The organism is Cellulomonas sp. HD19AZ1 (assembly GCF_004535805.1).
GTDB lineage: Bacteria > Actinomycetota > Actinomycetes > Actinomycetales > Cellulomonadaceae > Cellulomonas > Cellulomonas iranensis.
Map to the genome: position 1 here is coordinate 125,908 of NZ_SPHX01000003.1, position 26,772 is coordinate 152,679.

At 74.0% G+C, this 26,772-nt stretch carries 22 protein-coding genes; 4 read left to right on the forward strand and 18 right to left on the reverse strand.

What is annotated here, in order from left to right:
• Positions 1–100 precede the first annotated feature (100 nt).
• Positions 101–1,126: a LacI family DNA-binding transcriptional regulator gene (locus tag E4A51_RS06830; RefSeq protein ID WP_134851251.1), complete on the forward strand. Its 1,026-nt coding sequence runs from the start codon at positions 101–103 to the stop codon at positions 1,124–1,126.
• A 32-nt stretch (positions 1,127–1,158) separates the two neighbouring features.
• Here E4A51_RS06830 and E4A51_RS06835 read toward each other — a convergent pair whose 3' ends face one another.
• The 6 genes from E4A51_RS06835 to E4A51_RS06860 all read right to left on the reverse strand — a co-directional run bounded on the left by E4A51_RS06835 (position 1,159) and on the right by E4A51_RS06860 (position 8,801).
• Entirely contained in the window at positions 1,159–2,202 is a 1,044-nt protein-coding gene (locus E4A51_RS06835; protein ID WP_134851252.1) for an ABC transporter permease, read from the reverse strand.
• A gap of 10 nt (positions 2,203–2,212) precedes the next feature.
• Positions 2,213–3,223 (reverse strand): ABC transporter permease, encoded by a 1,011-nt coding sequence (locus tag E4A51_RS06840; RefSeq protein ID WP_134851253.1) that lies wholly within the window; start codon positions 3,221–3,223, stop codon positions 2,213–2,215.
• Positions 3,223–4,770 carry a sugar ABC transporter ATP-binding protein gene (locus tag E4A51_RS06845; RefSeq protein WP_134851254.1) on the reverse strand — a complete coding sequence of 516 codons (1,548 nt, stop codon included), beginning with the start codon at positions 4,768–4,770 and terminating at the stop codon, positions 3,223–3,225. Before E4A51_RS06845 ends, E4A51_RS06840 begins: the two co-directional genes overlap by 1 nt.
• A gap of 77 nt (positions 4,771–4,847) precedes the next feature.
• Positions 4,848–5,846 (reverse strand): ABC transporter substrate-binding protein, encoded by a 999-nt coding sequence (locus tag E4A51_RS06850; RefSeq protein ID WP_134851255.1) that lies wholly within the window; start codon positions 5,844–5,846, stop codon positions 4,848–4,850.
• A gap of 46 nt (positions 5,847–5,892) precedes the next feature.
• A complete protein-coding gene (locus E4A51_RS06855) occupies positions 5,893–7,401 on the reverse strand; it encodes an alpha-N-arabinofuranosidase (protein ID WP_134851256.1) in 1,509 nt (502 codons plus the stop codon).
• Between the two features lie 347 nt (positions 7,402–7,748).
• Positions 7,749–8,801 carry a LacI family DNA-binding transcriptional regulator gene (locus E4A51_RS06860; RefSeq protein WP_134851257.1) on the reverse strand — a complete coding sequence of 351 codons (1,053 nt, stop codon included), beginning with the start codon at positions 8,799–8,801 and terminating at the stop codon, positions 7,749–7,751.
• Between the two features lie 145 nt (positions 8,802–8,946).
• On the opposite strand from E4A51_RS06860, the gene manD reads away from it, so the two are divergent.
• The gene (manD, locus tag E4A51_RS06865) at positions 8,947–10,182 is read left to right on the forward strand and encodes a D-mannonate dehydratase ManD (protein WP_134851258.1); all 1,236 of its coding nucleotides are present in this window, start codon (positions 8,947–8,949) and stop codon (positions 10,180–10,182) included.
• A gap of 5 nt (positions 10,183–10,187) precedes the next feature.
• Positions 10,188–12,365 carry an alpha-glucuronidase gene (locus tag E4A51_RS06870; protein ID WP_134851259.1) on the forward strand — a complete coding sequence of 726 codons (2,178 nt, stop codon included), beginning with the start codon at positions 10,188–10,190 and terminating at the stop codon, positions 12,363–12,365.
• Between the two features lie 50 nt (positions 12,366–12,415).
• On the opposite strand, the gene E4A51_RS06875 is transcribed toward E4A51_RS06870, so the two are convergent.
• The 5 genes from E4A51_RS06875 to E4A51_RS06895 all read right to left on the reverse strand — a co-directional run bounded on the left by E4A51_RS06875 (position 12,416) and on the right by E4A51_RS06895 (position 17,365).
• On the reverse strand, positions 12,416–13,717 hold the full coding sequence (locus E4A51_RS06875) for an MFS transporter (protein ID WP_134851260.1): 1,302 nt from the start codon (positions 13,715–13,717) through the stop codon (positions 12,416–12,418).
• Positions 13,718–13,770: 53 nt separating this feature from the next.
• Positions 13,771–14,412: a cysteine hydrolase family protein gene (locus tag E4A51_RS06880; protein ID WP_134851261.1), complete on the reverse strand. Its 642-nt coding sequence runs from the start codon at positions 14,410–14,412 to the stop codon at positions 13,771–13,773.
• Positions 14,413–14,439: 27 nt separating this feature from the next.
• Positions 14,440–15,468 carry an ABC transporter substrate-binding protein gene (locus E4A51_RS06885; RefSeq protein WP_167748846.1) on the reverse strand — a complete coding sequence of 343 codons (1,029 nt, stop codon included), beginning with the start codon at positions 15,466–15,468 and terminating at the stop codon, positions 14,440–14,442.
• A gap of 128 nt (positions 15,469–15,596) precedes the next feature.
• Positions 15,597–16,526, reverse strand: a complete 930-nt coding sequence (locus tag E4A51_RS06890) for an ABC transporter permease (protein ID WP_134851263.1) — start codon at positions 16,524–16,526, stop codon at positions 15,597–15,599.
• Positions 16,523–17,365: an ABC transporter ATP-binding protein gene (locus tag E4A51_RS06895; RefSeq protein WP_201775262.1), complete on the reverse strand. Its 843-nt coding sequence runs from the start codon at positions 17,363–17,365 to the stop codon at positions 16,523–16,525. The genes E4A51_RS06890 and E4A51_RS06895 overlap by 4 nt, the downstream gene beginning before the upstream one ends.
• A gap of 175 nt (positions 17,366–17,540) precedes the next feature.
• On the opposite strand from E4A51_RS06895, the gene E4A51_RS06900 reads away from it, so the two are divergent.
• On the forward strand, positions 17,541–18,206 hold the full coding sequence (locus E4A51_RS06900) for a GntR family transcriptional regulator (protein WP_167748847.1): 666 nt from the start codon (positions 17,541–17,543) through the stop codon (positions 18,204–18,206).
• A gap of 55 nt (positions 18,207–18,261) precedes the next feature.
• Here the strand turns inward: E4A51_RS06900 and E4A51_RS06905 are convergent, their stop codons facing one another.
• The 7 genes from E4A51_RS06905 to E4A51_RS06935 all read right to left on the reverse strand — a co-directional run bounded on the left by E4A51_RS06905 (position 18,262) and on the right by E4A51_RS06935 (position 26,770).
• On the reverse strand, positions 18,262–19,302 hold the full coding sequence (locus E4A51_RS06905) for an aldo/keto reductase (RefSeq protein ID WP_046529224.1): 1,041 nt from the start codon (positions 19,300–19,302) through the stop codon (positions 18,262–18,264).
• Between the two features lie 130 nt (positions 19,303–19,432).
• Positions 19,433–20,314, reverse strand: coding sequence for a methyl-accepting chemotaxis protein (locus E4A51_RS18910; protein ID WP_305038344.1), 882 nt, complete (start codon positions 20,312–20,314; stop codon positions 19,433–19,435).
• Between the two features lie 35 nt (positions 20,315–20,349).
• Positions 20,350–20,910 carry a PAS domain-containing protein gene (locus tag E4A51_RS06915; RefSeq protein WP_046529225.1) on the reverse strand — a complete coding sequence of 187 codons (561 nt, stop codon included), beginning with the start codon at positions 20,908–20,910 and terminating at the stop codon, positions 20,350–20,352.
• Between the two features lie 250 nt (positions 20,911–21,160).
• Positions 21,161–21,814 carry a hypothetical protein gene (locus tag E4A51_RS06920; RefSeq protein WP_134851265.1) on the reverse strand — a complete coding sequence of 218 codons (654 nt, stop codon included), beginning with the start codon at positions 21,812–21,814 and terminating at the stop codon, positions 21,161–21,163.
• Between the two features lie 272 nt (positions 21,815–22,086).
• Positions 22,087–22,650 (reverse strand): DUF6318 family protein, encoded by a 564-nt coding sequence (locus E4A51_RS06925; protein WP_134851266.1) that lies wholly within the window; start codon positions 22,648–22,650, stop codon positions 22,087–22,089.
• A gap of 278 nt (positions 22,651–22,928) precedes the next feature.
• A complete protein-coding gene (locus tag E4A51_RS06930) occupies positions 22,929–24,893 on the reverse strand; it encodes a hypothetical protein (RefSeq protein ID WP_134851267.1) in 1,965 nt (654 codons plus the stop codon).
• Positions 24,890–26,770: an HSP90 family protein gene (locus tag E4A51_RS06935; protein WP_134851268.1), complete on the reverse strand. Its 1,881-nt coding sequence runs from the start codon at positions 26,768–26,770 to the stop codon at positions 24,890–24,892. Before E4A51_RS06935 ends, E4A51_RS06930 begins: the two co-directional genes overlap by 4 nt.
• Positions 26,771–26,772 lie beyond the last annotated feature (2 nt).

A 26,772-nucleotide genomic window follows, 5' to 3' on the forward strand; every position in this document is an offset into this window, starting at 1 on the left:
CGCGTCCGCGTCCCCCACCCCCTAGACTCGTGCCCTTGTCGGGCGTATACCAACGCCCTGACCGGCACGTTCGTGCCGACGTCCCGCAACGAGGAGCGACGTGCCGCCCGACCACGCCCGGCCCCGCAAGCCGTCGATGCAGGACGTCGCGCAGCTGGCGGACGTGTCCGTGCAGACCGTGTCACGCGTCCTCAACGACAAGCCGAACGTGTCCGAGCAGACGCGCGAGCGCGTGCAGCGCGCGATCCAGGAGCTCGACTACCACCGGAACACGGCCGCGGTCGCGCTCGTCACGCAGTTCTCCAAGGTGCTGGGCGTCGTCGACTGCGGCATGGACCGCACCGGCCCGTACGAGACGATCCGCGCGGTGCACCGCGCCGCCCACGAGGCCGGCTACTTCGTGTCGTTCGCGCACTCGCCGAGCCTCACGGCCGCGAGCGTCCGCAGCGTGCTGGACTCGCTGCTCGAGCAGGCGGTCGACGGCATCGTGTTCGTCGCGCCGCACTACGAGGCGCTGTCGGTGATCCACGACCTCAAGGTGTCGGTGCCGACCGTCGTCGTCGCACCCTCGACGAGGTTCCCGCACCACACGGTCGAGCTCGACAACCAGGCGACGGCGCGGCTCGCGGTCGACCACCTCGTCTCGCTCAGCCACCGCCGGCTCGTGCACCTCGCGGGGCCGCTCGACTGGGTCGACGCGAACGTCCGCATGGAAGCCTGGTACCACCGCGTGCAGCGCGCGTCGCTGCCGGTGCTGCCGACGTTCGTCGGCGACTGGACCGCGCGTTCGGGGTACGAGCGCGGGCGGCAGATCATGCGCGAGGTCGCGCCGACCGCGATCTTCGCCGCCAACGACCAGATGGCGCTCGGCGTGCTGCGCGCTCTGGCGGTCGACGGGTACCGGGTGCCGCAGGACGTGTCGGTCATCGGGTTCGGGGACGTCGACGACGCCGAGTTCTACTCCCCGCCGCTCACGACGATCCGCGAGGACTTCGACGAGGTGGGCCGGCAGTCCATCGCGATGCTGCTCGACCTCGTGCGCGGCGACGAACGGACCAGCGTGCTCGTCGAGCCCGAGCTGGTCGTGCGGCGCAGCACCGGACCCGCGCCGATGCCCGGCGCCTGACCCCGCGGGGCGGCACCGGGCACCGGTGGACGTCAGGCCGCGCGGACCCGTGGGGCGGACGACCGACGCCGCAGCGCGACCGCCTGGATCACCACGACCGCGAGGATGAACAGGCCGCGGATCACGTTCTGCAGGTACGTGTTGATCTCCAGGCCCATGCCGTTGACGTAGTTGAGGATCTGGAAGACGATCGCCAGCAGCGCGACGCCCGAGATGGTCGCGCTGACCGATCCCCGCCCGCCGCTCAGCAGCGTGCCGCCCAGGACGACCGCCGCGATCGCGGTGAGCTCCCAGCCCTGCGCCTCGAGCGGGTTGCCGGTCGTCGTCTTGGCCAGCAGGAACGCGCCCGCGAGACCCGACAGCGCGCCCGAGACCACGAACACGGCGATCTGGATGCGCCCGGAACGCAGGCCCATCATCTCGGCGGACCGCCGGTCGCCGCCGACCGCCAGCACGTGCGTGCCGAACGACGTGCGCGTGTACGCGAGGCTCGCGAGCACGGCGATGAGCGCGAAGACCACGAACACGAGCGGCACGAGGCCGACGCGCGTGTTGTAGAAGGTCACGAGCCCGAACCCGCGGTCGACGGGCACGCGCCCGTTGCCCGCCATGATGAGCGACAGGCCGCGCAGCGCCATCAGCATCGCGAGCGTCACGATGAACGACGGCAGCCCGAGCCTGCCGACGAGCAGCCCGTTGACGAGCCCCGCGACGAGGCCGAGCCCGACCGCGCCCGCGACCGCGACGAGAGCGCCCTGCGGGGCCAGCAGGCCCGCGACGATGCTCGACGCGACGCACACGCCCGCCAGCGAGAGGTCCATCTCCCCCGCCGAGATGACGAACGTCGCACCGATGGCCATGAGGCCGATGCACACGAGGTCCTGCGAGCCGAGCATCGCGACGACGTTGTACGGGTTGTAGAACTGCGGCATCGCGACCGCGACGAGCGCGAGGACACCCGCGAGGATCGCGGTGGTGGGCCGCGACGTGACCGCGCGCCACGCGCGGCGGGCCGGTCCGCCGGCCCCCGCGGGCGCGGGGGCGGCAGGTGCCGGGAGGGTCTGTGAGGTGCTCATGTGCGTCTCCCTACCGACGTCGCCGGAGCTGGGTGGTGACCGCCGCGACGATGACCGCCGCCTGGACGAGGGACGCGACCTCCTTGGCCACGTCGTGGCTGGCCAGCGTGAAGCCGAGCAGCTGCAGCAGCGCGACCCCCGCGATGCTCCCCCAGATGCGGGGGCGCCCGCCGGTCAGCGCGGTGCCGCCGACGACGACCGCGCTGATGACCGTGAACTCGTACCCGAGCCCGAGGTTCGCCGTGTCGACCGTGCCGTTGACGCCCACGCTGAGCAGCGCCGCGAGGCCCGCGAGCGCGGCAGCCACGACGTAGACGGTGGTGATCGTGCGGCGCACGGGGATGCCCGCGAGCGCCGCGGCGGTCTCGTTGCCGCCGACGGCGACGATGCGCCGCCCCAGGACGGTGCGCCGGGCGACCCAGCTCGCGACCACGACGACGACGAGCATGACCCACGCCATGACGGGCAGGCCCAGGATCGAACCCCGCCCGAGCCACACCACGGAGTCGTTCTCGACGGTGTACAGCCGCCCGCTGGTGACCATCTGCGCGATGCCGCGCGCGGTGATCATGACGACGAGCGTCGCGACGATCGGCTGGATCCGCAGGTGACCCACGAGGTACCCGTTGGCCGCGCCGAGCACCGCCGCGGCGGCCATGCCGGTGAGGACCACGAGCACGAGGCCGAGCACGGGGACGTCGAGCACCGCGGGCGCCGCGAGCACGAGCACGCCCGCGGAGGCCCCGGCGACGGCCATGAGCGAGCCGACCGACAGGTCGATGCCACCGGTGGCCATGACGAGGGTGAGGCCCACGGCGCAGATGCCGACGGTGGCCATCTGGCCGAGGTTGGTCTGCAGGGTCTGCACCGACACGAAGCCGCGGGTCGCGACCACGTTGAACAGCACGAGGCCGATCAGCGCGACCCACACGCCGTTGGTCGCGAGCAGGTCGCGCCGGCGGATCCAGGACTGGCGGCGCAGGTCGTCGACGGACGCCTGCGGTGCGAGGGTGGTGGCCATCACGCGACCTCCGCCGACTCGCGCGCGCCGCCCGAGGCCATGTACATCATGAGCTGGCCGTTGGTGACGGACCCGGCGTCGAGGAACGCGACGGTCACGCCGTCGCGCATCACCATGATCCGGTTCGAGCCCTCGATGATCTCCTCCATCTCCGACGAGATCATGAGGACCCCGACGTCCTTCTTCTCCGCGACCAGCTCGGACACGAGCCGCTGGATCTCCTGCTTGGCCCCGACGTCCACGCCGCGCGTCGGCTCGTCGAGGATGAGGACGCGCGGCGTCGACGCGAGCGACCGCGCCAGCAGCACCTTCTGCTGGTTGCCTCCGGACAGCTGGTCCACCGGCTGGTCCTGCCCCGACGCCTTGATGCCGAGCCGCTTGACGTAGCGCCCGACCAGCTCGGCCTCGGCCTTCTCGTCGACGACGCCCCAGCGGCTCACCCGGTCGAGGATCGACAGGGTGACGTTCTCGGCGATGCTCATCTGACCGACGAGGCCCGTGACCTTGCGGTCCTCGGGCGTGAGCGCGAGCCCCGCACGCAGGCCGTCGCGCGCCGAACGCGGCGTGTGCTCGGCGCCGTCGAGCTCGACGTCACCGGCCGTCCGCGGCTGCGCGCCGTAGACGGCGCCCGCGAGCTCGCTGCGACCCGAGCCGAGCAGCCCGGCGACGCCGACCACCTCGCCCGCGTGCAGCGTGAACGACGCGTCGCGGCACAGGTCGCCCGAGGCGACGTTGCGCACGTCGAGCAGCACCGGTGCGGACGCGTCGGGGTTGCCGGCGCGCACGAACGCGGTCTGCCCGGCGGTCTCGATGGTCTCGGGCGCGCGTCCCAGCATCGTCGAGACGAGCTCGATGCGGCTGATCTCCCGCAGCGACCCGGAGCGGACCGTCCGGCCGTCGCGCAGGATCGTCACGGCGTCGCAGATCCGGTAGAGCTCGTCGAGCTTGTGGCTGACGAACACGACGGACACGCCGTCGTCGCGCAGGCCCGCGATGACCTCGAACAGCGTGTCGACCTCGCGGTCGTGCAGCGACGACGTCGGCTCGTCCATGATCAGCAGCCGCGACTCGAACGACAGCGCGCGGGCGATCGCGACCATCTGCTGGGTCGCGGTGCTGACGGCGTCGAGCGGCAGCCGCGGGTCGGCGTCGACGCCGACCCGCCGCAGCAGCTCGGCGGCCTGCTCCTCCATGGCCCGACGGGCAAGGAAGGGGCCGCGCCGCAGCTCCTTGCCGAGGAACACGTTCTCGGCGATGGTGCGCAGCCCCACCAGGTTGATCTCCTGGTAGATGGGGCTGACGCCACCGCGCTGGGCGTCGTGCGGCGAGCGGAACGCGACGGGCACCCCGTCGAGCTCGATCGTGCCGGCGTCGGGTGCGACGACGCCGGTGAGGGCCTTGATGAGCGTCGACTTGCCCGCTCCGTTCTGGCCCATGAGGGCGTGCACCTCACCGCGTTGCACGGTGAGGTCGCCCTGGCTCAGGGCGATCGTGCCCGCGAAGGCCTTCTTCACCCCTGCCATGCGCAGCAGTGGCGCGTTCTCCATGGTGGTGACCGATCTGTGAGTGCCGACGCCCGGCCCGCACCGCTCGTGGCGGGCGGGCCGGGGCGCCGGCCGGTGGGTCAGAAGGCGTTCGGCAGCTCGGCCGCGGCGTTCGACGCGTCGTAGAACGCGTCGGTGTTGACCTGCTCGGGCGTGACCTTCTCGCCCTTGCCGTAGGCCTCGATGGCGTCGAGCACGGCGGGGCCGAAGCGCGGGTTGCACTCCGCGGTCGCGCCGAGCGTGCCGTCGACGATCGCCTGCAGGGCCTCCTTCTGGCCGTCGACGGAGACGGTCGCGATGTCGGTGCCCGGCTTCTTGCTGGCGGCGGTCATGGCCGTGATGGCGCCGAGCATCATCTCGTCGTTGTGCGCGAACACGCCGTCGACGTCGGGGTACTGCTGGATGAGCGTCTCCATGAGCTGACGCCCGTTGTCCCGCACGAAGTCGCCGTCCTGCGACGCGACGATCTCGATGCTCGAGCCCTCGAGCGCCTCCATGAAGCCCTTGTGCCGGTCGTCGGCGGCCGACGACCCCGTCGTGCCCGTGAGCTCGATGATCTTGCCCGTCCCGTCGAGTCGCTCGACCAGCCACTCACCGGCGGCGCGCCCCTCGGCCACGAAGTCGGATCCGATGTAGGCGACGTAGTCCTTGCCGGGCTCGGCGACCGACGCGTCGACCTTGCGGTCGACGATGAACACCGGGATGCCCGCGTCGCGCGCCTTGATGGTCGCCTCGGCGAGCGGCTTCTCCTCGCGCGGGCTGATGACGATGACGTCGACCCGCTGGGCGATGAGCGACTCGACGTCCGACACCTGCTTGGCGGTCGAGCCCTGCGCGTCGGTCGTGACGACCTTGTGCCCGCGCTTCTCGGCCTCGGACTTGATCGACTCGTTGAGCGCGATGGTCCACGGGTGGTCGGACTGCTGGGCCGAGAACCCGATCGTGTAGGTGTCCTTCTGCTCGAGCGTGGGCAGCGAGCCGGGCTCGGCGTTCCCCCCCGACGCCGAGGGGCTCCCCGTCGTGCAGGCCGATGCGAGCAGCGCGACGGCCACCGCGAGCGCTGCGATGCGCTTCTTCATGTCCTCAGAACCTCTCTGTTCCTGTGGTGCGTTCGGATCCGCGCGCTCAGACGAGCGCGAGGGGGATGCGCAGCACGGTCGTGCTGTGCGGGGCGAAGCGGTACGTGGCGTCACCACGCAGGTCGACCTGGTCCTCGACGACGTGCACGGTCTCGGGGTGGTCGAAGTCGTTGGTCGCGTAGGGCTCGGGGCCGACGACGGTCGAGACCTGCGCCGTGCCGGTGACCTGCGCGGCCACGAGGTCGAGGCGCGCGTCGACCGCGTTCTCGCGGTCCCGGTTGACGACCGTCACGGTGACGGTCGTGCCGTCCTCGTCGCGGGTCGCGCTGGCGTCGAGCAGCTGGAAGGGGTTCATGTCGGACACCGGGGCTCGCCAGATCCAGTGCTCCCACTCGGGACGCTCCTCGAGCACGTGCGTGGGGCCGTCGACGAACGTGTCGACCGACAGCGCCTGCGTGTGCTCGGAGTACAGCCGGAACGGGTGGTAGATCGTCTGCAGGAACAGGCTGTCGGTGCGCGTGAAGATCGGCGCGATGACGTTGACCATCTGCGCGAGGTTGGCCATGCCGATGAGGTCGCAGTGCCGCAGGAAGATGTTGAGGTAGGTGGACACCGCGAGCGCGTCGCCGAGGTCGTACCGCTCCTCGAGCGGCGGCTGGTCCGACGGCGCGAAGATGCCCTCGGTGTAGCGGTACCAGACGTTCCACTCGTCGTACGAGATGCGGACCTTCTTGTCGAGGCCCTTGCGGTAGGCGACGTCGTCGATGAGTGCGCGCATGCGCCTGAGCGCGCGCTCGGCCTGGTAGGGCGCGAACTGGTTGACCCAGTAGTTCGGCGACCCGGTGTACGTGTGGATGGAGTGCATGTCGACGATGTCGGCGAGACCCTCGAGGACGATGCGGTCCCACTCGTCGAGGCCGTCCTTGCCGCACGCGATGAGCTGGATCGAGGGGTCGGTGCGCTTCATGACGGCGGCGAACTGCCGCGCCTTGACCACGTACTGCTCGGCCGGCAGCGAGCCGACCTGGTAGGAGCCGTACATCTCGTTGCCGAGAGCCCAGAGCTTCACGCCGTACGGCTCGGGGTGCCCGTTGGCGGCGCGCAGGTCCGCCCAGTAGGTGCCGACGGGCGCGTTGCAGTACTCGACCCAGGACTGCGCCTCGTCGAGCGAGCCCGAGCCCATGTTCACGCACAGGAACGGCTCGATGCCCTCGCGCTCGCACCAGCGCAGGAACTCGTCGGTGCCGACGTGGTTGCTCTCGGTGAGGTGCCAGGCCAGCTCCATGCGGGTGGGGCGGTCCTCGACCGGGCCGATGCCGTCGGTCCAGTGGTAGTTGCTGACGAAGTTGCCGCCGGGCCACCGCAGCACGGGGACCCGCAGGTCCTTGAGGGCGGCGACGACGTCGGACCGGAACCCGTGCTCGTCGGCGTGCGGCGAACCGGGCTCGTAGAGCCCGCCGTAGATGCTGCGGCCGAGGTGCTCGACGAACCCGCCGAACAGCCGTCGGTCGACGCGTCCGAGCACGCGTGTGGCGTCCACCCGGATGACGCTCATTGCTCATCTCCTTCGATGACGTGTCGGCGAGCGCCCCCGGTTTCGCCTGTGCTGCCGCCGTCGCTGGCGGTTGTCGTACGCTAACACGCGGTTGTCGTACGTACGACAGTCGTTTCTGAACCGTGATCTGGACGCCGGAGCACCCCACCCCGGCGAGCGAGGACGGATCGGCGCCGGGACGAGTCCGAGCGGGGCGCCGCGCAGCCCGCTCGCGCCGACCACCTCGCACGTCGACGTACATCGGCGCATCCGTGCGATGTACACCTCTGCCTCGGGGGTCCGTGAACCTCGGGCATGACGACGAACGCCCCGACGCCGGGCGGCGTCGGGGCGTTCGTTCGGGGCGGTCAGACGGTCGGGCGGCCCGTCGACGCGCGCTGCACGAGGTCCGTCGGCATGAGCACGGGCTCGGCGGTCACGGCGCGCTCGGCGTCGGCGTCGTCCTGCGCGTCACCGTCCGCGTCGTCGGCGCCGTTCCCGTCGCCGTCGAGGCGCGCGAGGAGCAGGTCGGCGGCCATGCGTCCGGCGCGCTCGACGGGCGAGCGCACGGTGGTCAGCGCGGGGCGGACGAGGTCGGAGCCGAAGATGTCGTCGCAGCCCGTGACGCTCATGCGCCCGGGGACGTCGACGCCGAGCGCGTCGAGCCGTTCGAGGATGCCGAACGCGAGCAGGTCGTTGAACGCCATGACGGCGGTGACCCCGGCCGCGAGCGCGGCGTCGGCCGCGGCGGGCCCGGAGTCGCGCACCGGCGAGTACGGGCCGTGCACGACGAGCTCGACGCCGAGCCGCTCGGCCGCGGGGACGAGCGCCTCGCGGCGGCGCCGGTCGGACCACGACGTCGCGGGCCCGCCCGCGTAGGCGATGCGCGTGTGACCGAGCGCGGCCAGGTGCTCGATGGCCTGCACCATGCCGCCGGCGGTGTCGAGCAGCACGCCCGGGATCCCGGGGATCGTGCGGTTGACGACGACGAGCGCGAGGTCGGCCGCGGCCGCGGCGATCTGCTCGTCGGTGAGACGCGAGGCGGCGAGCACGGCGCCGTCGACCTGGCCGCGCAGCTTGCGCAGCGTGTCGGCCTCGACCTCGACCGACTCCTCCGTGTCCGCGAGCACCTGCACGTACCCGGACTCGCGCAGCCGCGCGGACGTGCCGCGCACGAGGCCGAAGAACACGGGGTTGGTGACGTCGGGGAGCACGAGCGCGACGGTCGAGGTGCGGCCGGACAGCAGCGCACGGGCCGACGCGCTCGGGATGTAGCCGAGCTCCTTGGCCACGGCCATGACGCGTTCGGCGGTGTCGGCGTTGACGCGACCGGGGCGCGTGAGGGCGCGCGAGGCGGTCGAGACGGCGACCCCCGCGGCCGCGGCGATGTCACGCAACGTGGGCTGGCGCCGGACGGCCATGCACCCTCCCGGTGTGCTCGTCGGACCCCGTGCGACGGTGCGCGGGGCCGCTGTTGCTGGCAAACGATTGCCAGCCTACCGTGTCGAGGCCTAGTCTCACCAGTGCCCGCCGCGACGTCGCGGACGGGCGGAAGGAGCCATCCCGATGTCCGGCACCGCCATCCGCACCGCCGAGGTGCTGGTGTCCAGCCCAGGCCGCAACTTCGTCACCCTTCGCGTCGTCACCGAGGACGGCGTGGTCGGCCTGGGGGACGCGACGCTCAACGGACGCGAGCTGTCCGTCGCGAGCTACCTCACCGACCACGTGGTCCCTCTCCTCATCGGCAGGGACGCGCACAAGATCGAGGACACCTGGCAGTTCCTCTACCGCTCGGCGTACTGGCGCCGGGGTCCCGTGACGATGGCCGCGATCGCCGCGGTCGACGTCGCGCTGTGGGACATCAAGGCCAAGATCGCCGGGCTGCCGCTGTACCAGCTGCTCGGTGGCGCGTCGCGCAACGGTCTCATGGCGTACGGGCACGCGTCCGGCCGTGACCTGCCCGAGCTGTTCGACTCGATCCGCGAGCACCTCGACGCGGGCTTCCGCTCGATCCGCGTGCAGACGTCCGTGCCCGGCATCGACGCCGTGTACGGGGTCGCCGCGCAGCCGTCGTCGTCGGGCCGGTACGACTACGAGCCCGCGCAGCGCGCGCCGCTGCCCGCCGAGGAGGACTGGGACACGCGCGCCTACCTGCGGCACATCCCGCAGGTCTTCGAGGCCGTGCGCAACGAGTTCGGCCCCGAGCTGCCGCTGCTGCACGACGGCCACCACCGCATGACGCCCATCCAGGCCGCGCGCCTCGGAAAGGACCTCGAGCCGTACGACCTGTTCTGGCTCGAGGACTGCACGCCCGCCGAGAACCAGGACGCGCTGCGCCTGGTGCGCCACCACACGACGACGCCGCTCGCGATCGGCGAGGTCTTCAACACCGTCTGGGACTACCAGACGCTCATCCGCGAGCAGCTCATCGACTACGTGCGCTCGGCCGTCACGCACACCGGCGGCATCAGCGCGCTGCGCCGCATCTTCGACTACGCCGCGCAGTACCAGATCAAGTCCGGCATCCACGGGCCCACCGACATCTCGCCCGTCGGCATGGCCGCGGCGCTGCACCTGGACCTCGCGATCCACAACTTCGGGATCCAGGAGTACATGCAGCACTCCGCGACGACGTACGAGGTGTTCACGACGTCCTTCACGTTCACCGACGGCTACCTGCACCCCGGCGACGCCCCCGGTCTGGGCGTCGAGCACGACGACGAGGCGGCTGCGCGCCACCCGTACCAGGCGGCGTACCTGCCGTTCAACCGACTCAAGGACGGGACGGTGCACGACTGGTGACCGCCATGACCGACCACACCACCGGCCCCCCGCCCGTCCACCCCGCGTGGCTGCCCGACGCGGCGTTCGCGCCCGTCGGCTCGCGGCGCGTGCTCGTCGCCGTCGGGCCCGACGCGGGCCCCGTCGGCGAGACCGTCGTCGCCGAGCTGCGGCGCGCGACGGCCGCGCACGGCGGCTCGCTCACCGTGCTGGACGCCGCCGACCCGCTGCCCGACGCCGCGACGGTCCGCGCGCACGACCTCGTGCTGCTGGTCGCCGAGCGGGCGATGCAGCGCGGCTCCGCGTCGGCGCGGTGGCCCGCCGTGTCGACCCACCCGAACACGCCGCTGGTCGCGCTCGCGACCGACGGTGCGCTCGACGGCACCGCCGGGGCGCCGCTGACGCCCGAGATGTTCCACCGGGTCCGCACCGGCGGCGTCACGACCGTCGTCGCGGGGGCGGCCACCGGCCTGCTCTACGGCCTGCACGCCGTCGTCCGCCTCGGCGAGCACGCGTTCGGGGCGGACCACGAGGGGGTCATCGATCTCCCCGGCGCGCCCGTGCGGATGCTCGACCACTGGGACAACATCGACGTGCACCCCGTCATGGGGCAGGTCGAGCGCGGGTACGCGGGCGGGTCGATCTTCTACGCCGACGGTCGCGTGCGCGACGACCTGTCGCGCGTGGCCGACTACGCGCGCCTGCTCGGGTCGATCGGCGTCAACGCCGTCGCGATCAACAACGTCAACGTGCACGCCACCGAGGCGCGGCTGCTGACGGACGGGCTCGCGGACGTCGCGCGCGTCGCCGACGTGTTCCGCCCGCACGGCGTGCGGACGTACCTGTCAGTGTCGTTCGGGTCGCCCATGCGCCTGGGCGGGCTCGCGACCAACGACCCGCTGGACCCCGACGTGCAGGCGTGGTGGGCCGCGACGGCCGACCGTGTGTGGGCGACGATCCCCGACTTCGGCGGGTTCGTCGTCAAGGCGGACTCCGAGGGGCAGCCGGGCCCGTTCGCGTACGGACGGGACCACGCCGACGGTGCGAACCTGCTGGCCCGCGCGGTCGCGCCGCACGGCGGGACGGTGTTCTGGCGCGCGTTCGTCTACAACCACGAGCAGGACTGGCGCGACCGGCGCACCGACCGCGCGCGTGCGGCGTACGACCACTTCGCGCCGCTCGACGGCAGGTTCGACGACAACGTCGTGCTGCAGGTCAAGTACGGGCCGCTGGACTTCCAGGTGCGCGAGGCCGTGTCCCCCGTGATCGCGGCGATGCCGCGCACGCGGGTCGCGGTCGAGCTGCAGGTGACGCAGGAGTACACGGGCCACCAGAAGCACGTGTGCTACCTGGGCCCGCTGTGGTCCGACGTGCTGGGCTTCCCGCTCGCGGAGGACGCGACCCGCACGGTCGCCGACATCGCGTCGGGGCTGCCCGGCCCCCGGACGCCCGAGGGCGCGCAGCTGCGGGCCGGCGGCATCACGGCCGTGTCCAACGTGGGCGACGACGAGTTCTGGACGGGGCACCCGCTCGCGCAGGCCAACCTGTACGCGTACGGGCGCCTGGCCTGGGACCCGTCGGCGGACCCGGTCGCGCTGCTCGACGAGTGGCTGGACCTCACGTTCCCCGGCGCGGACCCGCGCGTGCGCGAGACCCTGCACGCGTTCATGGACGACTCGTGGCTCACGTACGAGAAGTACACCGCACCGCTCGGCGTGTGCTTCATGGTCGACCCGCTGCGCGGCCACTACGGGCCCAACGTCGACGGGTACGAGTACTCCAAGTGGGGCACGTACCACTTCGCCGACCGCGACGGGATCGGCGTGGACCGCACGGTCGCGACGGGCACCGGGTTCACTGGCCAGTACCCGGCGCCGTGGGACGCGGTGTACGAGGACCTCGCGACGTGCCCCGACGAGCTGCTGCTGTTCTTCCACCACGTGCCCTACCAGCACGTGCTGAAGAGCGGCACCACCGTCATCCAGCACATCTACGACACGCGCGCCGACGCGGTCGACGTCGTCGAGTCGTGGGTGCCGCGCTGGGAGGCCCTGCGCGGGCTCGTCGACGACCGCCTGCACGCGCGCGTCGCCGAGCGGCTCGCCGAGCAGGTGCGCTCGGCCACCGAGTGGCGCGACCAGGTGCGGACGTACTTCTTCCGCAAGTCCGGCGTGCCCGACGCGAGCGGTCGCCCGATCTACTGACCGCGCGGACCACGCGTGAGGGGGTGCCGTCGTCCGCCGACGGCACCCCCTCACGCCGTGTCGGGGACCGCGACCGGCGCCGGGGCTGCGGCCGCCCGGCCGGGTTCCTGGCGCCTGACGGCCGGGGGCGCGACCTCGTCCGCGGACGACGGCGCCGTCGTCGACCGCGCCGCGCGCCGCAGCGCCCACGTGCTCGCGACCGACGTCACGAGCAGCGCACCCCCCACCACGCCGAACGCGCCGACGAGCGGGACGACCCCGCTGAGCAGCCCGAACGCCGCAGGGTTGGCGAGCTGCGCACCCCGGTTGGCGGTCGAGCGCAGCCCCGACGCGAGGCCCCGCCGGTCGGCGGGCGTGTGGTCGGCCATGAGCGCGAGCGTCAGCGGCTGTGCGAACCCGAGCGCGAACCCGTTGACCGCGGCCAGCACGGCCAGCAGCCACGGCACGGGCGGCACGAACGCGACCGCGACGACCGACACCGACGACACCACGAGCACGAGCCCGACCGTCGTGGACTCGCGCAGCCGCGCCATCGCGAGCGGGAAGAACGGCCGCGACACGAACGCCGCCGCCGCGGCGACCGACAGCAGCAGGCCCACCTGCCACTGCGGCACGCCCGCCTGGCCCAGCACGAGCGGGTGGTACGCGGTGCGGATGTCGAGCACGACGAGCGCCGTGAAGCTCACGACGAGCGTCGTCGCGACCGCGGGCACGCGCACCATCGCCGCGGCGTCGCGGAACGAGCGCAGCACGGGCACGGGGGCGGCTCCGCGGGTGGGCCGCTCGACGCGCACCGCGAGCCCCAGCCCGACCAGCACGAGCGACAGCGCCGTGTAGACCACGAAGCTCGCGGCGTACCCGCCGACCTCGGCGACGCCCGTGCCGAGCGCGGGGCCGACCGCCTGCCCGGCGGCGAGGAACAGCGAGAACGTCGCGAGCCGCGCGTTGCGCGCACGCGGCGCCTCGTCGGCCGCCTGCGGCAGGGTCGCCACGGTCTGCAGGCTCACCCACACCGCGAGCGTCCCGACGCCGATCACGGCCTGGCTCGCGACGACGCCCGGCAGCCCGAGCGGCAGCACCAGCACACCGCCGCCGACCGCCATGGTCGCGCCGCCGACGACGAGCAGCGTGCGGACGCCCCACCGGTCGGTCAGCGCCCCCAGCGGGATCGCGAGGAGCGTCGGCAGGATCGCGAACGACGCGAGCGCGAGGCTCGCCTGCTGCTCGCTGCCGCCGCCGGCCAGCACGTACGGGCCGATCAGCGGGCGGAGCATGGTGTGCGCCGCCCAGTAGGTCACGCCGAGCACCGCGAGCAGCGCGGTGGCCGACCGGCCGGCGCGCGCGGGGCGCACCGGCCGGTCCGTGCCGGGGCGCCGCGGGCGCCGGCCGCCGGGGCGTCCCGTGCTCACGCGGCCCGGGAGAGCGCCGACCACGTCGCGCCGATCTCCTCGCTCGTGGCGACGACGCCGAAGTACTGCTCGACGTTCGCGACCGTGGCCGCGTGCGCCTCGGCCTCGAAGCTCGCCGCGCAGTCCTCGACGAGCGTCACGCGGTACTCCGCGAACAGCCCGTCGCGCAGCGTGGACTCGACGCACACGTTGGTCGAGACGCCCGTGAGCAGGAGCGAGTCGACGCCCGCGCTGCGCAGGACCACGTCGAGGTTCGTGCCCGCGAACGCCGAGTACCGGTGCTTGACCACGACGGGCTCGCCGGGCTGCGGCGCGACCCGGTAGAAGTCGGCGCCCCACGTGCCGGTCGCGCACGTCGCGACGGGCGTCGGCGCACCGGGCACCGGGTCGCCGCGGCGCGCGAGCCACGCCGGGGAGTTCGTCGTCGCGTCGTGCGTCGTCTGGACGAACACGACGAGCACGCCGGCCGCGCGGGCCGCGTCGAGGAACCGCTCGAGCCGCGGCACCATCGCGACCGCGCCGGCCACGTCGCTGCCGCGCTGCGCGCACGCACCGGCGGGGTCGCAGAAGTCGTTCTGCACGTCGACCACGACGACGGCGGCCGTGCCGGGCGCGAAGCGGGAGGTGGGGTACGTCATGGGGGGTCCTTCCGGGTGGGGGTGGGGTCAGTCCTGGACGAACCGGGTGTCGGCGATGACGTCGAACGTCTGGGGGACGGCGGAGTCGTCGAGGATCTGGCCGCTGCGGGCGACCTCGAGCGCGGTCTCGACCGCCTCCTCGGTGAGCACGCTGCCGCCCCACAGGCCGTCGGCGTACGCGCGGTCGAGGGTCGCGGCGAGCACCGCGGGCTCCATGGTCGGGAACTGCGCGGCGGCGAGCTCCTCGGCGTACGCGCGGTCCTCCTCGATGCGCTCCTGCCCCCGCGCGAGCGCGTCGACGAACGCCTGCACGAGCTCGGGGTCGTCGTCGACGGTCGCGCGCGGCACGACGATCGACGAGTAGGCGTACGGGCCGAGCAGCTGCAGCGGGTTGATGATCGGCTCGCCCCACAGGCCCTGCTGGATGCCGAGTCCCAGCTGCGGCTCGGCGACCACGGCGACCTGCGCCTGCCCGGCCTGCACGGCCGACGGGATCGCGCTGGAGTCCTCGATCTCGAGGAGCGTCACGTCGGTCTCGGGGTCCAGCCCCAGGCCGATGAGGACGTGCCGCAGGATCGCGTTGGGGGTGCCGCCGTAGCGGCCGCCGGCGATCGTCTTGCCCCGCAGGTACTCCCCCAGGTCGGCGCCCGGGGCGGGCTCCTCGCCGGTGGCGGCGACGACGTACACGTTCCCGCGGTTGACGACGTTGGCGACGGTCACGAGGTCGGCGCCCTTGACGTTGGCGACCGCACCGGACTCGGGGCCGCCGATGAACCCGAAGACCTCGCCCGCGAGCGTCGCGTTGACGTGCCCGCCGCCGGTCAGGGTCGTGACCTCGACGTCCAGGCCCTCGTCGGCGAAGTACCCGAGGTCCTGCGCGGCGTAGAGCGGCAGGTAGCCGACGCCGTGCACGGGCTCGGCGAGCGTGAGCGACGTCGGCGCGTCACCGTCGGCGGCCGCGGCGGTGGTGGTGCCGGAGCCGGGGCTGCACGCCGCGAGGGCGAGCGCGAGGGCCGCGGCGACCGGGACGAGGGCAGCACGGGAGAGGGTCTTCACGACGGGTCCTCCGAGGGTGGGGTGACGGGGGGGACGGGGCCGGCGGGGTCCGGGCCCGGGTTCGGGGGTGCGCGGTCGACGCGCGGGGGCGGCGCGTGCGGGCGGAGGCCGCGCGTGTCGGCGGGGGCTCAGCGGGTGTGCGCGAGGCCCTTGAGCAGGCGGCGCTCGAGCCCGGAGACGACGACGTAGAGCAGCATCGACAGGATCGCGAGCGTGAACACGCCGACCCAGATGAGCGCGATGTCGTACGTCGAGCCGGCGTAGTGGATCATCCGGCCGAGGCCCGCGTTGGAGCCGATGTACTCGCCGACGATCGCGCCGGTGAGCGCGAGCCCGATGCCCACGCGCAGGCTCGACGCGATCCACGGCAGCGTCGAGGGGACGACGACCTTGCGGAACACCTGCCAGCGCGACGCGCCCAGCGAGTACAGGAGCGTCGTGAGGTCCTTGTCGACGGACCGCACGGCCGCGTACGTGTTGAGGGTCTGGATGACGACGACGAGCGCGGTCGCCATGGCGACCTTCGAGCCCATGCCGAGCCCGAGCACCAGCACGACGATCGGCGCGAGCGCGAGCTTGGGCATCGCCTCGAACGCGATGACGAGCGGCTCGGCGACCAGCGCGTAGCGCCGCGACCACCAGAACGACAGCCCGAGGACCACGCCGCCCGTGACGCCGATGACGAACCCGAGCACGGTCGACGTGAACGTGAACCGCACGTCGGCGAGGATCCCGCCCTGCGTGAACGCGACGACCGCGGTGTCCCAGATGCGCGAGGGCTGGCTCCAGAAGAACGCGTCGATCCAGCCGGCCCGCACGCCGAGCTCCCAGCCCGCGAGCACCGCGACGACCACCCCGACGCGCAGCAGGTTGACGCTCCACGCGCTGGGCTCGCTCGCGCCGCGGCGGCGCCGGACGACCGGGAGCACGCTGCTGCGCAGGCGGCCGAGCTCGCGCAGCGAGTCCTGCGCGGTGACGGGCGCGGCCGCGGGGCCGGCCGGGCCGGTGGCGGGACCGGCCTGCGGGGTCGTGGCGGGCGCGGTGGCCGTGGCGGTCATCGGGTCTCCTGGGCGTCGTGGGTCCGGTGGGCGCCGTTGAGCAGCTCGCGCGCGTCGGCCTTGAGGCGGACGAACTCGGCGCTCGTGACGACCGACGGCTTGCGGGGCCGGTCGAGGGGGACGTCGAAGCTCGCGACGATCCGCCCGGGCCGGGCGGACATCACGACGACGCGGTCGGACAGGTAGATGGCCTCGTCGATGTCGTGCGTGACGAACAGGACGGTCTTCTGGAAGTCGTCCCACAGGTCGAGGAGCCACTCCTGCATGTGCTCGCGGGTCTGCGCGTCGAGCGCGCCGAACGGCTCGTCGAGCAGGATCACGTCGCGGTTGAACAGGATCGTGCGCAGCAGCGCCACACGTTGGCGCATGCCGCCCGAGAGCTGCGCGGGGTACCGGCCCTCGAAGCCGCCGAGCCCGTACGTGGTGAGCAGCGGCTTCGCGATGGCCTGCGCGGCCTTGCGGCGCACGCCGCCGATCTCGAGCCCGAGGACCACGTTCTCCAGGACGGTGCGCCACGGCAGCAGCAGGTCCTTCTGGAGCATGTAGCCGACGAGGCCCTGCTGCCCGGACCGGTCGACGCCGTCGATGAGGATGCGCCCCTCGGTGGGGGTGTCGAGCCCGGCGATGAGGTTGAACAGCGTGCTCTTGCCGCAGCCGCTGGGGCCGATGAGCGAGATGAACTCGCCGGGGCGGACGGTGAGGTCGGCGTCGACGAGCGCGTCGACCGTGCCGCCCTCGGGGCTGGGGAACCGGCGGTGCACGTGCTCGACGACGAGCTGCGCGTCGCTCGTCGTGCCGGTGGCGGACCCGCTCGGGGCCGGTGCCAGGGTCGTGGTCACGGGGGCTCCTTCTCGTCGGTTCTATAATCTATAGATGTTCTACGCCGGGCTCGTTTCACCGGCGTACGTCCCACGTAAAGGCGCTGTAACGGAGGCCCCGATGACGCTCGCGCCCGCCGGACCCCGACCCGCAGGGCCCGCCCGCGACCGCGCGACGCGTGCGAGCATGTCCGCCGTGAGCCCCACCGACGCGACGCGAGCCGACGCCCCGGTCACCGCGCACGTCTGGGTCCGCGAGCGCATCCGCGAGGCGATCTTCTCGGGCGTCTACGCGCCCGGCGCGCGCCTCGTGCAGGGCGAGATCGCCGAGCGCTTCGGCACGAGCGTCACGCCCGTGCGGGAGGCCATGCGCGACCTCGCCAACGACGGGCTCATCGAGGTGCACCCGCAGCGCGCCGCGACCGTGCGGGACGTCGACCTCGACGAGGCCGTCGAGATCAACGAGATGCGGCTGCTGCTCGAGCCGCTCGCGGCCCGCCGCGCGGCCGAGCGCATCACCGACGCCGAGCTCGCGGCGCTGCGCCGCTCGGAGCAGGACATGGAGGCGGCCCCCGACCACGCGACGTGGCTCGAGCTCAACCGCCGGTTCCACCTCGAGGTCATCACCTACGCGCGCTCGCCGCGGCTCGGCGAGGTGCTGCGCAACCTGCGGCAGATCAGCAGCTTCTACCTCGCGGCGCTCGTGCGCGCGCAGGGCGGCGACCGCGAGAAGAGCGCACGCGAGCACCGCGAGCTGCTCGACGCGTTCGCGCAGCGCGACGGCGACCGCGCCGCCGCGATCATGCTGCGGCACCTCGCCGACGCGCACCGGCTGCGCGAGCGCCTGGGCGCGGGCGACTGACCGCGGCGGGACCCGCCGCGGTCAGTCGTCACCGCCTTCCGTCAGGGTCGGGGCGTCAGCGTCCCGTGCCGTCGACGGCGTGCTCGTCGATCGCCGCGAGCTCGGCGTCGGTCAGGGGCGGTGCGCTGAGCGCCGCGACGTTGTCCTCGAGCTGCGCGACCGAGCTCGCGCCGATGAGCGCGGACGTCACGCGGTCGTCGCGCAGCACCCACGACAGCGCGAGCTGCGCGAGGCTCTGCCCGCGGGACGCGGCGACCTCGTTCAGCGCACGGGCCCGCGCGAGGTACGTCTGCGACAGCGAGCGGTCGGACAGGAACGGGCTGGCGCCGGCCGCGCGCGACCCGGCGGGTGCGTCACCGCCCAGGTACTTGCCCGTGAGCAGGCCCTGCGCGAGCGGCGAGAACACGATCATGCCGACGCCGAGGTCGCCCACGGCGTCGAGCAGCGACTCGCGCTGCCCCTCCCCCACGTTCTCGACGTGCCGGTTGAACATCGAGTAGCTGGGCTGGTGGATCAGCAGCCGCACGCCCATCTCGGCGAGCACGGCGTGCGCCTCGCGGGTCTGCGCCGGCGAGTAGTTAGACACCCCGACGTACAGGGCCTTGCCGCTGCTCACGGCGTGCGCGAGCGCCCCCATGGTCTCCTCGATCGGCGTCGAGGGGTCCGGGCGGTGGTGGTAGAAGACGTCGACGTGGTCCAGGCCCATGCGCGTGAGCGACGCGTCGAGCGACTGCAGCAGGTACTTGCGGGACCCGCCGTCCTGGTACGGGCCCGACCACATGTCGTAGCCGGCCTTGGTCGAGATGACGAGCTCGTCGCGGTACGGCCGCAGGTCGGCGGCGAGGTGCCGGCCGAAGTTCTCCTCGGCCGCGCCCGGCCGGGGGCCGTAGTTGTTGGCGAGGTCGATGTGCGTGACGCCCAGGTCGAACGCGCGCCGCAGGATGTCGCGCTGCGTGCCGAACGGCGTCGTGTCGCCGAAGTTGTGCCACAGCCCCAGCGAGAGCGCGGGCAGGTCGAGCCCCGACCGCCCGGTGCGGCGGTAGGTCATCGTGGCGTACCGGTCGTCGGCGGCACGGTACGGGTCCAGGCTGGGCATCGTCGCTCCTCGCGGGTGGGGGTGCCCCCAGGCTAGGCCGCGCGGCCGCCCGGACGGCGACCGCACCGCGCGCGGCACGCGTCCGTCCGCGCGACCCGGCGCGCGTCCGTCCGCGCGGCCCTGCGCACGGTCATCCCCGCGAGAAGCGCAGGACCTCCTGCTCGAGGGTCCCGGCGAGGCTGCCCAGCCCGTCGTCGCCCGCGGCGCGCGTGATGCGGTCGACCTCGTCGCTCATGTCGTCGATGACGACGCCGATGCGTTCCATGGCCGCGACGGCCGCCGTCGACGCGGCCTGCGCGGCCGCGACCTCGTCGGCGATCTGCGCGGAGTTGCCCGTGACCTCGTCGGCCAGCGTGCGGACCTCGGACGCGACGACGGCGAACCCGCGGCCCGCGTCGCCGGCGCGCGCCGCCTCGATGGTCGCGTTGAGCGCGAGCAGCCGCGTGCGTGACGCGACCGTGCGGATCAGCGCGGCCGCCGCGTCGATCTGCGCCGACGTGCGCTCCAGCTCGGCCATGATCGTGCGCGCGTGGTCGACCTCGGTGGCACCGGCGCGGGCCGACGCCGCGACGGCGTGCGCCGAGGACGCGAGCTCGCCCGACGCCTGCGCCACGAGCCCGGACACCCGGCCGGTCTCGGAGACGAGCCGCGCCTCCTGCGCGGCGCGGTCGGCGTGCGCGGTCGCGAGCATGTCGCGCCCCGCGTCGATGCGGCTCGCGGCGTCGCGGTACGCGCCCTGCAGGCCGCGCTGCAGCAGCCGGCGGTGGTAGCGGCCCTCGGCGGCCGCACCGAGCGTCGCGGCGGCCTCGCGGACGAACGTGTCGACGACGTCCAGCAGGTCGTTGAGGGACTCGCGCACCGGGCCGAGCGTCGTGCCGGGCAGCTCGGGGACGCGGCGCTCGAGGTCGCCACGGCTCGCGGCGCACAGCGTGTCGACGACGGCGGCGAGCGCCTCGGCCTGCGGGTCCGGGCCGGCGGCCCGGCCGTCCGGCGCCGCGGACGGTGCGGGCACGGTCCCGGTCGGCGCGGGACGGCGGCGGGGGCGCGTCACGCGGCACGCCCCTGGCCGGCGACGACCTGCCAGACCAGCTCGTCGTACGTGCAGCCGCGTGCGGCGAGCTCGTGGTCGAGCAGCGTCGACGACGCCTCGAGCGCGGCACGGGGCGTGGGCTGCGTGGACTCGGCGGCGCGCAGCCGCGCGTAGAGCGCCTCGATCTCGGCGACCGCGGCGGGCTCCGGCAGCCGGCGGCTCGAGTGGTACCCGACGACGCCGCCGTCGGCGCCGCGCGACGGCGTCACGTGCGCGAGCACCCAGTACGACGCGCCGTCCTTGGCGAGGTTGTTGATGTAGGCGAACATCTCGCGGCCGGCGCGCAGCTCGTCCCACAGCAGCCGGAACACCGCGCGGGGCGTGTCGGGGTGCCGGATGACGTTGTGCGGGCGGCCCAGCAGCTCGCTCTCGTCGTAGCCGGACACGCGGCGGAACGTGCCGTTGACGTAGGTGATGCGGCCCTGCAGGTCGGTCTTCGACACGATCAGCTCGTCGGGGGCGAAGGTCCTGACCTCGCCCGTGGGCACCACCGTCCGCGTCCCTGTGGACGTCCGCATGCGCTCGCTCCCCCTCGCGTCGGTGCCTCGACGCGTCGTCGCCGTCCCCGCACCTATCGACGGTCGCTGCCCTCACGTGAGGAACCGCGACCGCGGCATCGGGACCTCGGGCCCGTCCTCGCTGCGCGTGCTCCGCGCCGGGCGACGCGCCGCGCATGATCCCGGCGGGCGCCGCGCTGCGCGTGATCCCCGGCGGGCGCCGATGCGGGGTGCCGCCGCGCGTCGGCGCCCGGCGCGCCCACGGGCGGGGCTACCCGGTGGCGCTGCCGGCGCAGCCCGGGGCGTCGGGCTGCTGCCGGCACGTGCCGGACACCAGGCGCGACGTGCGCTCCTCGACGTCGAGCGCGGGGCCCGTCACCGAGGTCTGCGCGGTGCCCGTGACGTCGCGCCACTGCGCGTCCCCGGCGACCCGGTAGCGGCCGGTCCACTGCGTCGTCAGCGTGATCGCGACGCGCCCGGGCTGCTCGTAGCGGTGCACGACGTCGAGCGCCGGGTACGGCCGGCCGGCGTCGCGCGTGGTGGTGCTGTGCCCGTCGCCCCAGTCGTACGTGAACTCCCGCGGGGTCGCCTCGACCGTCACCTCGTGCCCCAGCAGGTCCGTCGTCAGCGTCACCGGGCTCGGGTCGGTGTAGACGATGGTCTCGACGTTGACGAGCACCCAGTCGCCGTCGGGCTGCACGTGCAGCGTCGGGGCGGGCAGCGGCAGCCGCCGGAAGTCCTCGGCCGTCAGCACGGGGACCGCGGCGTCCGGCCCGACGCACGCGCCGTAGTCCTGCAGGCTCCACTCGCTCCACGCACCCGACGGGAGCACCCGCGACCGGGTCCACCGCGGCGCGCGCGGGGTCTCACCCTCCTCGCACACGGGCGCGCCGAAGCCGAAGCACGTCGGGTCACCCGGGGTCATTCGCTCACTCCCGGGGCCTGCGCACGCACGGGAGAGCAGCTCCTCCTGCTCGATGTTCGAGGCGGACGACACGGGCGGTGACGGTGTCCGCCCGGACTGTCCGTCCGACCAGCGGCCGAGGATGTCGACGGCTCTCCCGTTCGGCGCCGCGCGGGCGTCCGTGCCGAGCCCGCCGTGGTCGACGCTGGTCGCCGTACGAGCATCCGCGGGTACCGCGACAGCCACCACCATGGCCAGACCGACGAGCGGGTGAGCAGCGGCCCGTCGGAACCTCACTGGGCGACCCCGGGCTGTACGACGTCGACGGCCTCGACCCGCCACCCCTCGACCCACGAGACGGCGAAGATCATGTCGACGATCGACCCGTCCGAGGTCTGCTCTCGAGCTCCGTCGGGCGACACCGTGAACAACGGCCCCTGCTCGACCCGCAGATGCACCCGGAACCACTCGTCCTCGCGGATCTCCGCGCTGTCGGACCACATGACCCGTGCGGGTTCTCGGATGCTGGCGTATCCGCCGTCCACCATCTCCTGCACCTTGTCGCCCACGTAGGTGCAGTACTCGCACCCCTCCGCCGACATCGCCAGCAGCGGCGCGGCGTCGCCGGTCGAGTACGCGTAGTCGTACAGCGCGAGGAACTGCGTGCCGGCGGCGACGGCGCCCTCGGGGGTGGGTTCCGCGATGGCCGGGTCGGGCGTGGGGAACGCCATCGGCGTCGGGGGCGGTGCGGCCGTCGGGGTGCTCGTCGCCGTGGGGGTCGAGGTCGGCGTCGGCGTCGGTGAGCCCGAGCCGCCGCCCGGCGCGCAGCCCGCGACGAGCAGCACCGTGCCGAGCACCGCGGTCGCTGCTGCCCCCCGCGCGGCTCGTCCTCGTCGCCCCGCCCGCACTCGCCGCGTCCTCGTCCCCTGCCGACCCATGGCGCAAGAACCTACCGATTCCGGACACCGCGCGGGCGCGGTCCGGCGCACCTGTGGACGACCACCGCGCCACCGGGCACGTGTGGGGGCGTCCCCAGCGGCGGGCGACCAACGCACGCACCGACGCCGCACGCACGAAGGCGGCAGGCACGGACGCCGCGGGCCGGGACACCGTGGTGTCCCGGCCCGCGGTGCGCTCAGCGCGTGAGCGAGGCCACGACCTCGTCGGCGCGGTCGTCACGACCGGCGGCGCGCAGCATGTCGACGAGCATCGACGCGGCCGCGCCGCGCGGCTCGGTGGCGCGGGCGATGCCGAAGCCCTCGACGGCGGACTCGAGGTTCCAGATCGCGTCGTCGACGCCGCCCATCGCGTGGTGCAGGCGCCCGGCCAGCCAGAACGCGTGCGAGGCGTCGGCGACCGCGTCGACGGCCGCGTACGTCTCGGCGGCCCGCGACGCGCGCGCAGCGGCGTCGGCCGCGTGCTCGGGCCCCATGGACGCGAGCACGCGCGCCGCGGTGTCGTCGAGGTCGGCGCGGGCACGCCGACGGGCGCGCGCGACCCGCTCGTCGAGCTCGGCGCCCGCGGCGTGCGCGGCGGCGTCGGCCGGGGCGGGCGCGTCGGCGTCGGGCGTCGGCTCGGCCAGGCCGTCCAGCAGGCCGTCGACGGCCTCGAGCAGCGCGGGCCCCGTGCCGGTGGTGACCGCGACCGGGCCCCACGCGACGACGACCGGCACGACGTCGACGTGCGGCACGCCACCGGCCCGCATGCGCGCGACCGCGCCGGGGTACGTCGCGGCGGCGCCGTCCTCGTCACCGGCCTCCTGCGCGCAGCGCGCGGCCTCGGCCGTCGCGAACCCGGACTCGGCGAGCCGGCCCGCGGCCTCCGCCTGGGCCGCCGCGTCGAGCCACGCACCCGCGGCGGACACGAGGTCCCCGTCCGCGACGAGGCGCTCGGCGCGCTGCACGGCCGACTCCGCCGCCTCGGCGCCGTCGGCGGCGGACGCGGGGGCGGCGGGCGCGGCGGGTGCCGCCGCCACGGGGGCGCCGGACGGGCCGCCCGTGCGGATCACGTCGAGGTCGAGGCGCACGTCCGCCGGGCGGGTCGCGCGCGCCCGGGCGAGCAGCGTGGCGTACCGGTCGGTGCCGTTGCGCGCGTCGAACGCGCGCGCGAGCGTCTCGGCCTCCGCATCCGCCCACGTGCGCAGCGACGCGACGTCCGTCGCGGGCACGCCGTCGAGCGTGACGGGCACGTCGGCGTGCTCGGGGAGCAGCGCGGACGTGCCGGCGACCACGTGCAGCAGGAAGATCAGGCGGTCCCGCGGCGTGTCGGCCTGCACGAGCAGGCGCTGGTCGACCACGAGCGCGCGCAGCGCGCGCGTCGGCTGACCGCCGCGCGCGAGCAGCTCGAACCGCTCGCCGCGCGCACCCGCCATGTCGGACTCGGCCTCGGCGAGCGCGGCGACCGCGCGGCGGTGCGCCGACGCGGCCTCCGCAGCTCGCCCCGCGTCGAGGTGGATCAGCGCGAGCGTCGACAGCATGTCGGCCGGCTCGGTCGCGCACGTCTGCCCCGTCGCGAGGGTCTGCTCGATGAGGCGGCGCGCCTCCTCGGCGTCGCCGCGCTCGACGAGGTACGTCGCGCGGTCGCCCGGGTCGCAGACCTCGCACTGCGAGTACTCGTCGCGCGGCGTGCGCACCCACTCCTCGTAGAGCGCGTCGACGTCGGCCGAGCCGCGCGTGCGGGCCAGCGAGAACCGCTCGAACGCGACCGCGTCGCGTCCCAGGCCGGCCAGCGCGTAGCGCCGCTCCATGTCCTCGAGCGTCGCCTCGATCTGCGAGGCCGGGACGTTCGGGAAGTCCGACAGGTGCCCGACCATCCACTTGAACGTCCAGAACATGCCCTGGACGTCCATGTCGTCGAAGTGCTCGGGGTGCTGGTCGTACCAGCGCACGAGCTGCGTGAACGGCAGGTACGCCTTGTCGACCTCGCCGTTCCACACGAGCGACTCGACGAGCACCGACAGCGCGAACGCGCGCGCCTTGTCGGGCCCCTCGGCCTCGATGAGCCGCACCTGCTGCTCGGCGGCCTGCGTGCGCGCGGCGCCGTACGGCAGCGACCGCACCCTCGAGATCTCGCGGTTGGCCTCGTCGAGCGAGCGGGTCACACGTCCTCCTGGGTCTCGTCGGGCACGCGCGGCTCGGGGCGGGGGCTCAGCCCCGCGTCGAGCAGCACGCCCATCGCGTCGTTCATGAGCTCGGCCTCGCGCACGCGCAGCGGCTCGCCGGCCAGCAGCACCGCCGTGACGTAGAGCGACCGCACGCCGGCCGCGAGCACGGGCGCGTCGGGTGCGGCGGTGAGCAGCCGCCGCACGGTGGGGTTCGCGTCGTTGAGCACGAGCCGGCGCGCGGGCGCGTCGTCGGTCGCGTCGGTGAGACCCGCGAGGACGCCGCCCCACAGGTCGTCCGCCTCGGCGACCGTGCGGCGCACGTCGCTGCGGTGCCGCCCCTCCCGGTCCTCCAGCAGGACGGCGGGCACCTCCTCGGGCTCGAAGCGGCGCACGACGAGGTCGCAGTCCAGCGGGCGCACGACCGCGTCGGCCGCGCGCACCTGGTCGAGGACCTCGAGCTCGCGGAGCGGCTCGAGCGGCTCGAGCACCTGCGCGACGTCCTGCGCGTTGAGCTCGCGCACGTGCCAGCCGGGCCGGCGCGCGAGGCGGGCCAGCAGGTCGGCGTCGTACACGTAGCCCGCGTTGACGACCGTCATGCCCTGCGCGCGCGCGACGGGAGCGACGCGGCGGAAGTCCTCGACGCGCGTCGTGTGCAGCACGTCGCCGTGGGACTCGCGGACGGCCGCGAGGGTCTGGGTGCCGTCGGTGGTCTCGAACGGGAGCACCTGCGCGGCGAGGTCGAGCACCTCGTCGTCGACGACCGCGAGCGAGCGCAGCGCGAGGTGGTGCGTCGCGACGACCTTGCGGCTCGTCGACGACGGCGAGGTGAGCGTGGCGACGGTCCACGCGCGCACCTGGGCCGCGAGCGCCTCCTGCGCGGCCAGCAGCGTGTCGTCGGTGTAGAGCTGCTCGCGCGACGCGGTGGGTCGCAGCACGCCGGTGTCGACGACGCAGCGCACGAAGAACGCCCAGTCGGGCAGCAGGTCCTCGACCTGCGTGCCGAGCAGCATGCGCTTGAGGTACACGCGGTGCCGCGACCCGGCGCCCGGCGGCACGGCCGTGGGCAGCACGAACGCGACGCCCGACAGGCCCGCGAGCGGGACCTCGAGGTCGATGTGCGCGAGCGGCGTGAACCCGAGCGTGCGCTCGCAGTACGCCGCGAGCGCGGCGGTGCGCTCGGCGTCGTCGCGGTACTGCGCGCGCCACGGCAGGACGGGCTCGCTCGTGCGGCGCCACGCGGTGCCCTGCGCCCCGGGCAGCGGCACCTCGACCGCGACGTCGACGGGCAGCAGCGCGCCGAACTCCTCGGCGAGCGCGACGACCGTCTCGGCCGCGAGCCAGTGGTCGGTGTCGCGGCGCGCGCGCAGGCGCACGGTGCTGCCGGGCTCGACGGGCGCGTCGGCGGGCAGGACCGTCAGGTCGTAGCGGCCGTCGGCGTAGCCGACCCAGCGCACGGGCGGCGCCTGCGGGTCGGTCGCCGAGCGCGACACCAGCTCGATCTCGTCCGCGACCATGAACGCGGACAGCAGGCCGATGCCGAACTGCCCGAGGAACTCCTCGCGGCCGAGCCCGAGGTCGAGGTCGCGCTTGGACGAGCGCCCGACGGTCGCGAGCAGCTCCTCGGCCTGCGCGGGCGTGAGCCCGACGCCCGTGTCGGTGACCTCGAGGGTGCCGTCGGGGCCCGGACGCAGCCGCACGGTGGCGGGTGCGTCCGGGTCGACGGCGCGGCGGGCCGTGATCGCGTCGACGCCGTTCTGCAGCAGCTCGCGCACGTAGACGCGGGGCCCCGAGTACAGGTGCCGTGCCAGCAGGTCGACGACGCCGCGCAGGTCGACCTGGAAGGCCCGGCCCGCCGCGGTGGACTGGTTCTCCACGG

What these genes read in the sequence shown, in the direction of transcription:
- E4A51_RS06880 (WP_134851261.1), bottom strand. Translation starts at nt 14,412, where the DNA reads ATGACGTACCCCACCTCCCGCTTCGCGCCCGGCACGGCCGCCGTCGTC.
- E4A51_RS06835 (WP_134851252.1), bottom strand. Translation starts at nt 2,202, where the DNA reads ATGAGCACCTCACAGACCCTCCCGGCACCTGCCGCCCCCGCGCCCGCG.
- E4A51_RS06905 (WP_046529224.1), bottom strand. Translation starts at nt 19,302, where the DNA reads ATGCCCAGCCTGGACCCGTACCGTGCCGCCGACGACCGGTACGCCACG.
- E4A51_RS06870 (WP_134851259.1), top strand. Translation starts at nt 10,188, where the DNA reads ATGACCGACCACACCACCGGCCCCCCGCCCGTCCACCCCGCGTGGCTG.
- E4A51_RS06915 (WP_046529225.1), bottom strand. Translation starts at nt 20,910, where the DNA reads ATGCGGACGTCCACAGGGACGCGGACGGTGGTGCCCACGGGCGAGGTC.
- E4A51_RS06860 (WP_134851257.1), bottom strand. Translation starts at nt 8,801, where the DNA reads ATGGCCGTCCGGCGCCAGCCCACGTTGCGTGACATCGCCGCGGCCGCG.
- E4A51_RS06840 (WP_134851253.1), bottom strand. Translation starts at nt 3,223, where the DNA reads ATGGCCACCACCCTCGCACCGCAGGCGTCCGTCGACGACCTGCGCCGC.
- E4A51_RS06890 (WP_134851263.1), bottom strand. Translation starts at nt 16,526, where the DNA reads ATGACCGCCACGGCCACCGCGCCCGCCACGACCCCGCAGGCCGGTCCC.
- E4A51_RS06845 (WP_134851254.1), bottom strand. Translation starts at nt 4,770, where the DNA reads ATGGAGAACGCGCCACTGCTGCGCATGGCAGGGGTGAAGAAGGCCTTC.
- E4A51_RS06855 (WP_134851256.1), bottom strand. Translation starts at nt 7,401, where the DNA reads ATGAGCGTCATCCGGGTGGACGCCACACGCGTGCTCGGACGCGTCGAC.
- E4A51_RS06920 (WP_134851265.1), bottom strand. Translation starts at nt 21,814, where the DNA reads ATGACCCCGGGTGACCCGACGTGCTTCGGCTTCGGCGCGCCCGTGTGC.
- E4A51_RS06850 (WP_134851255.1), bottom strand. Translation starts at nt 5,846, where the DNA reads ATGAAGAAGCGCATCGCAGCGCTCGCGGTGGCCGTCGCGCTGCTCGCA.
- manD (WP_134851258.1), top strand. Translation starts at nt 8,947, where the DNA reads ATGTCCGGCACCGCCATCCGCACCGCCGAGGTGCTGGTGTCCAGCCCA.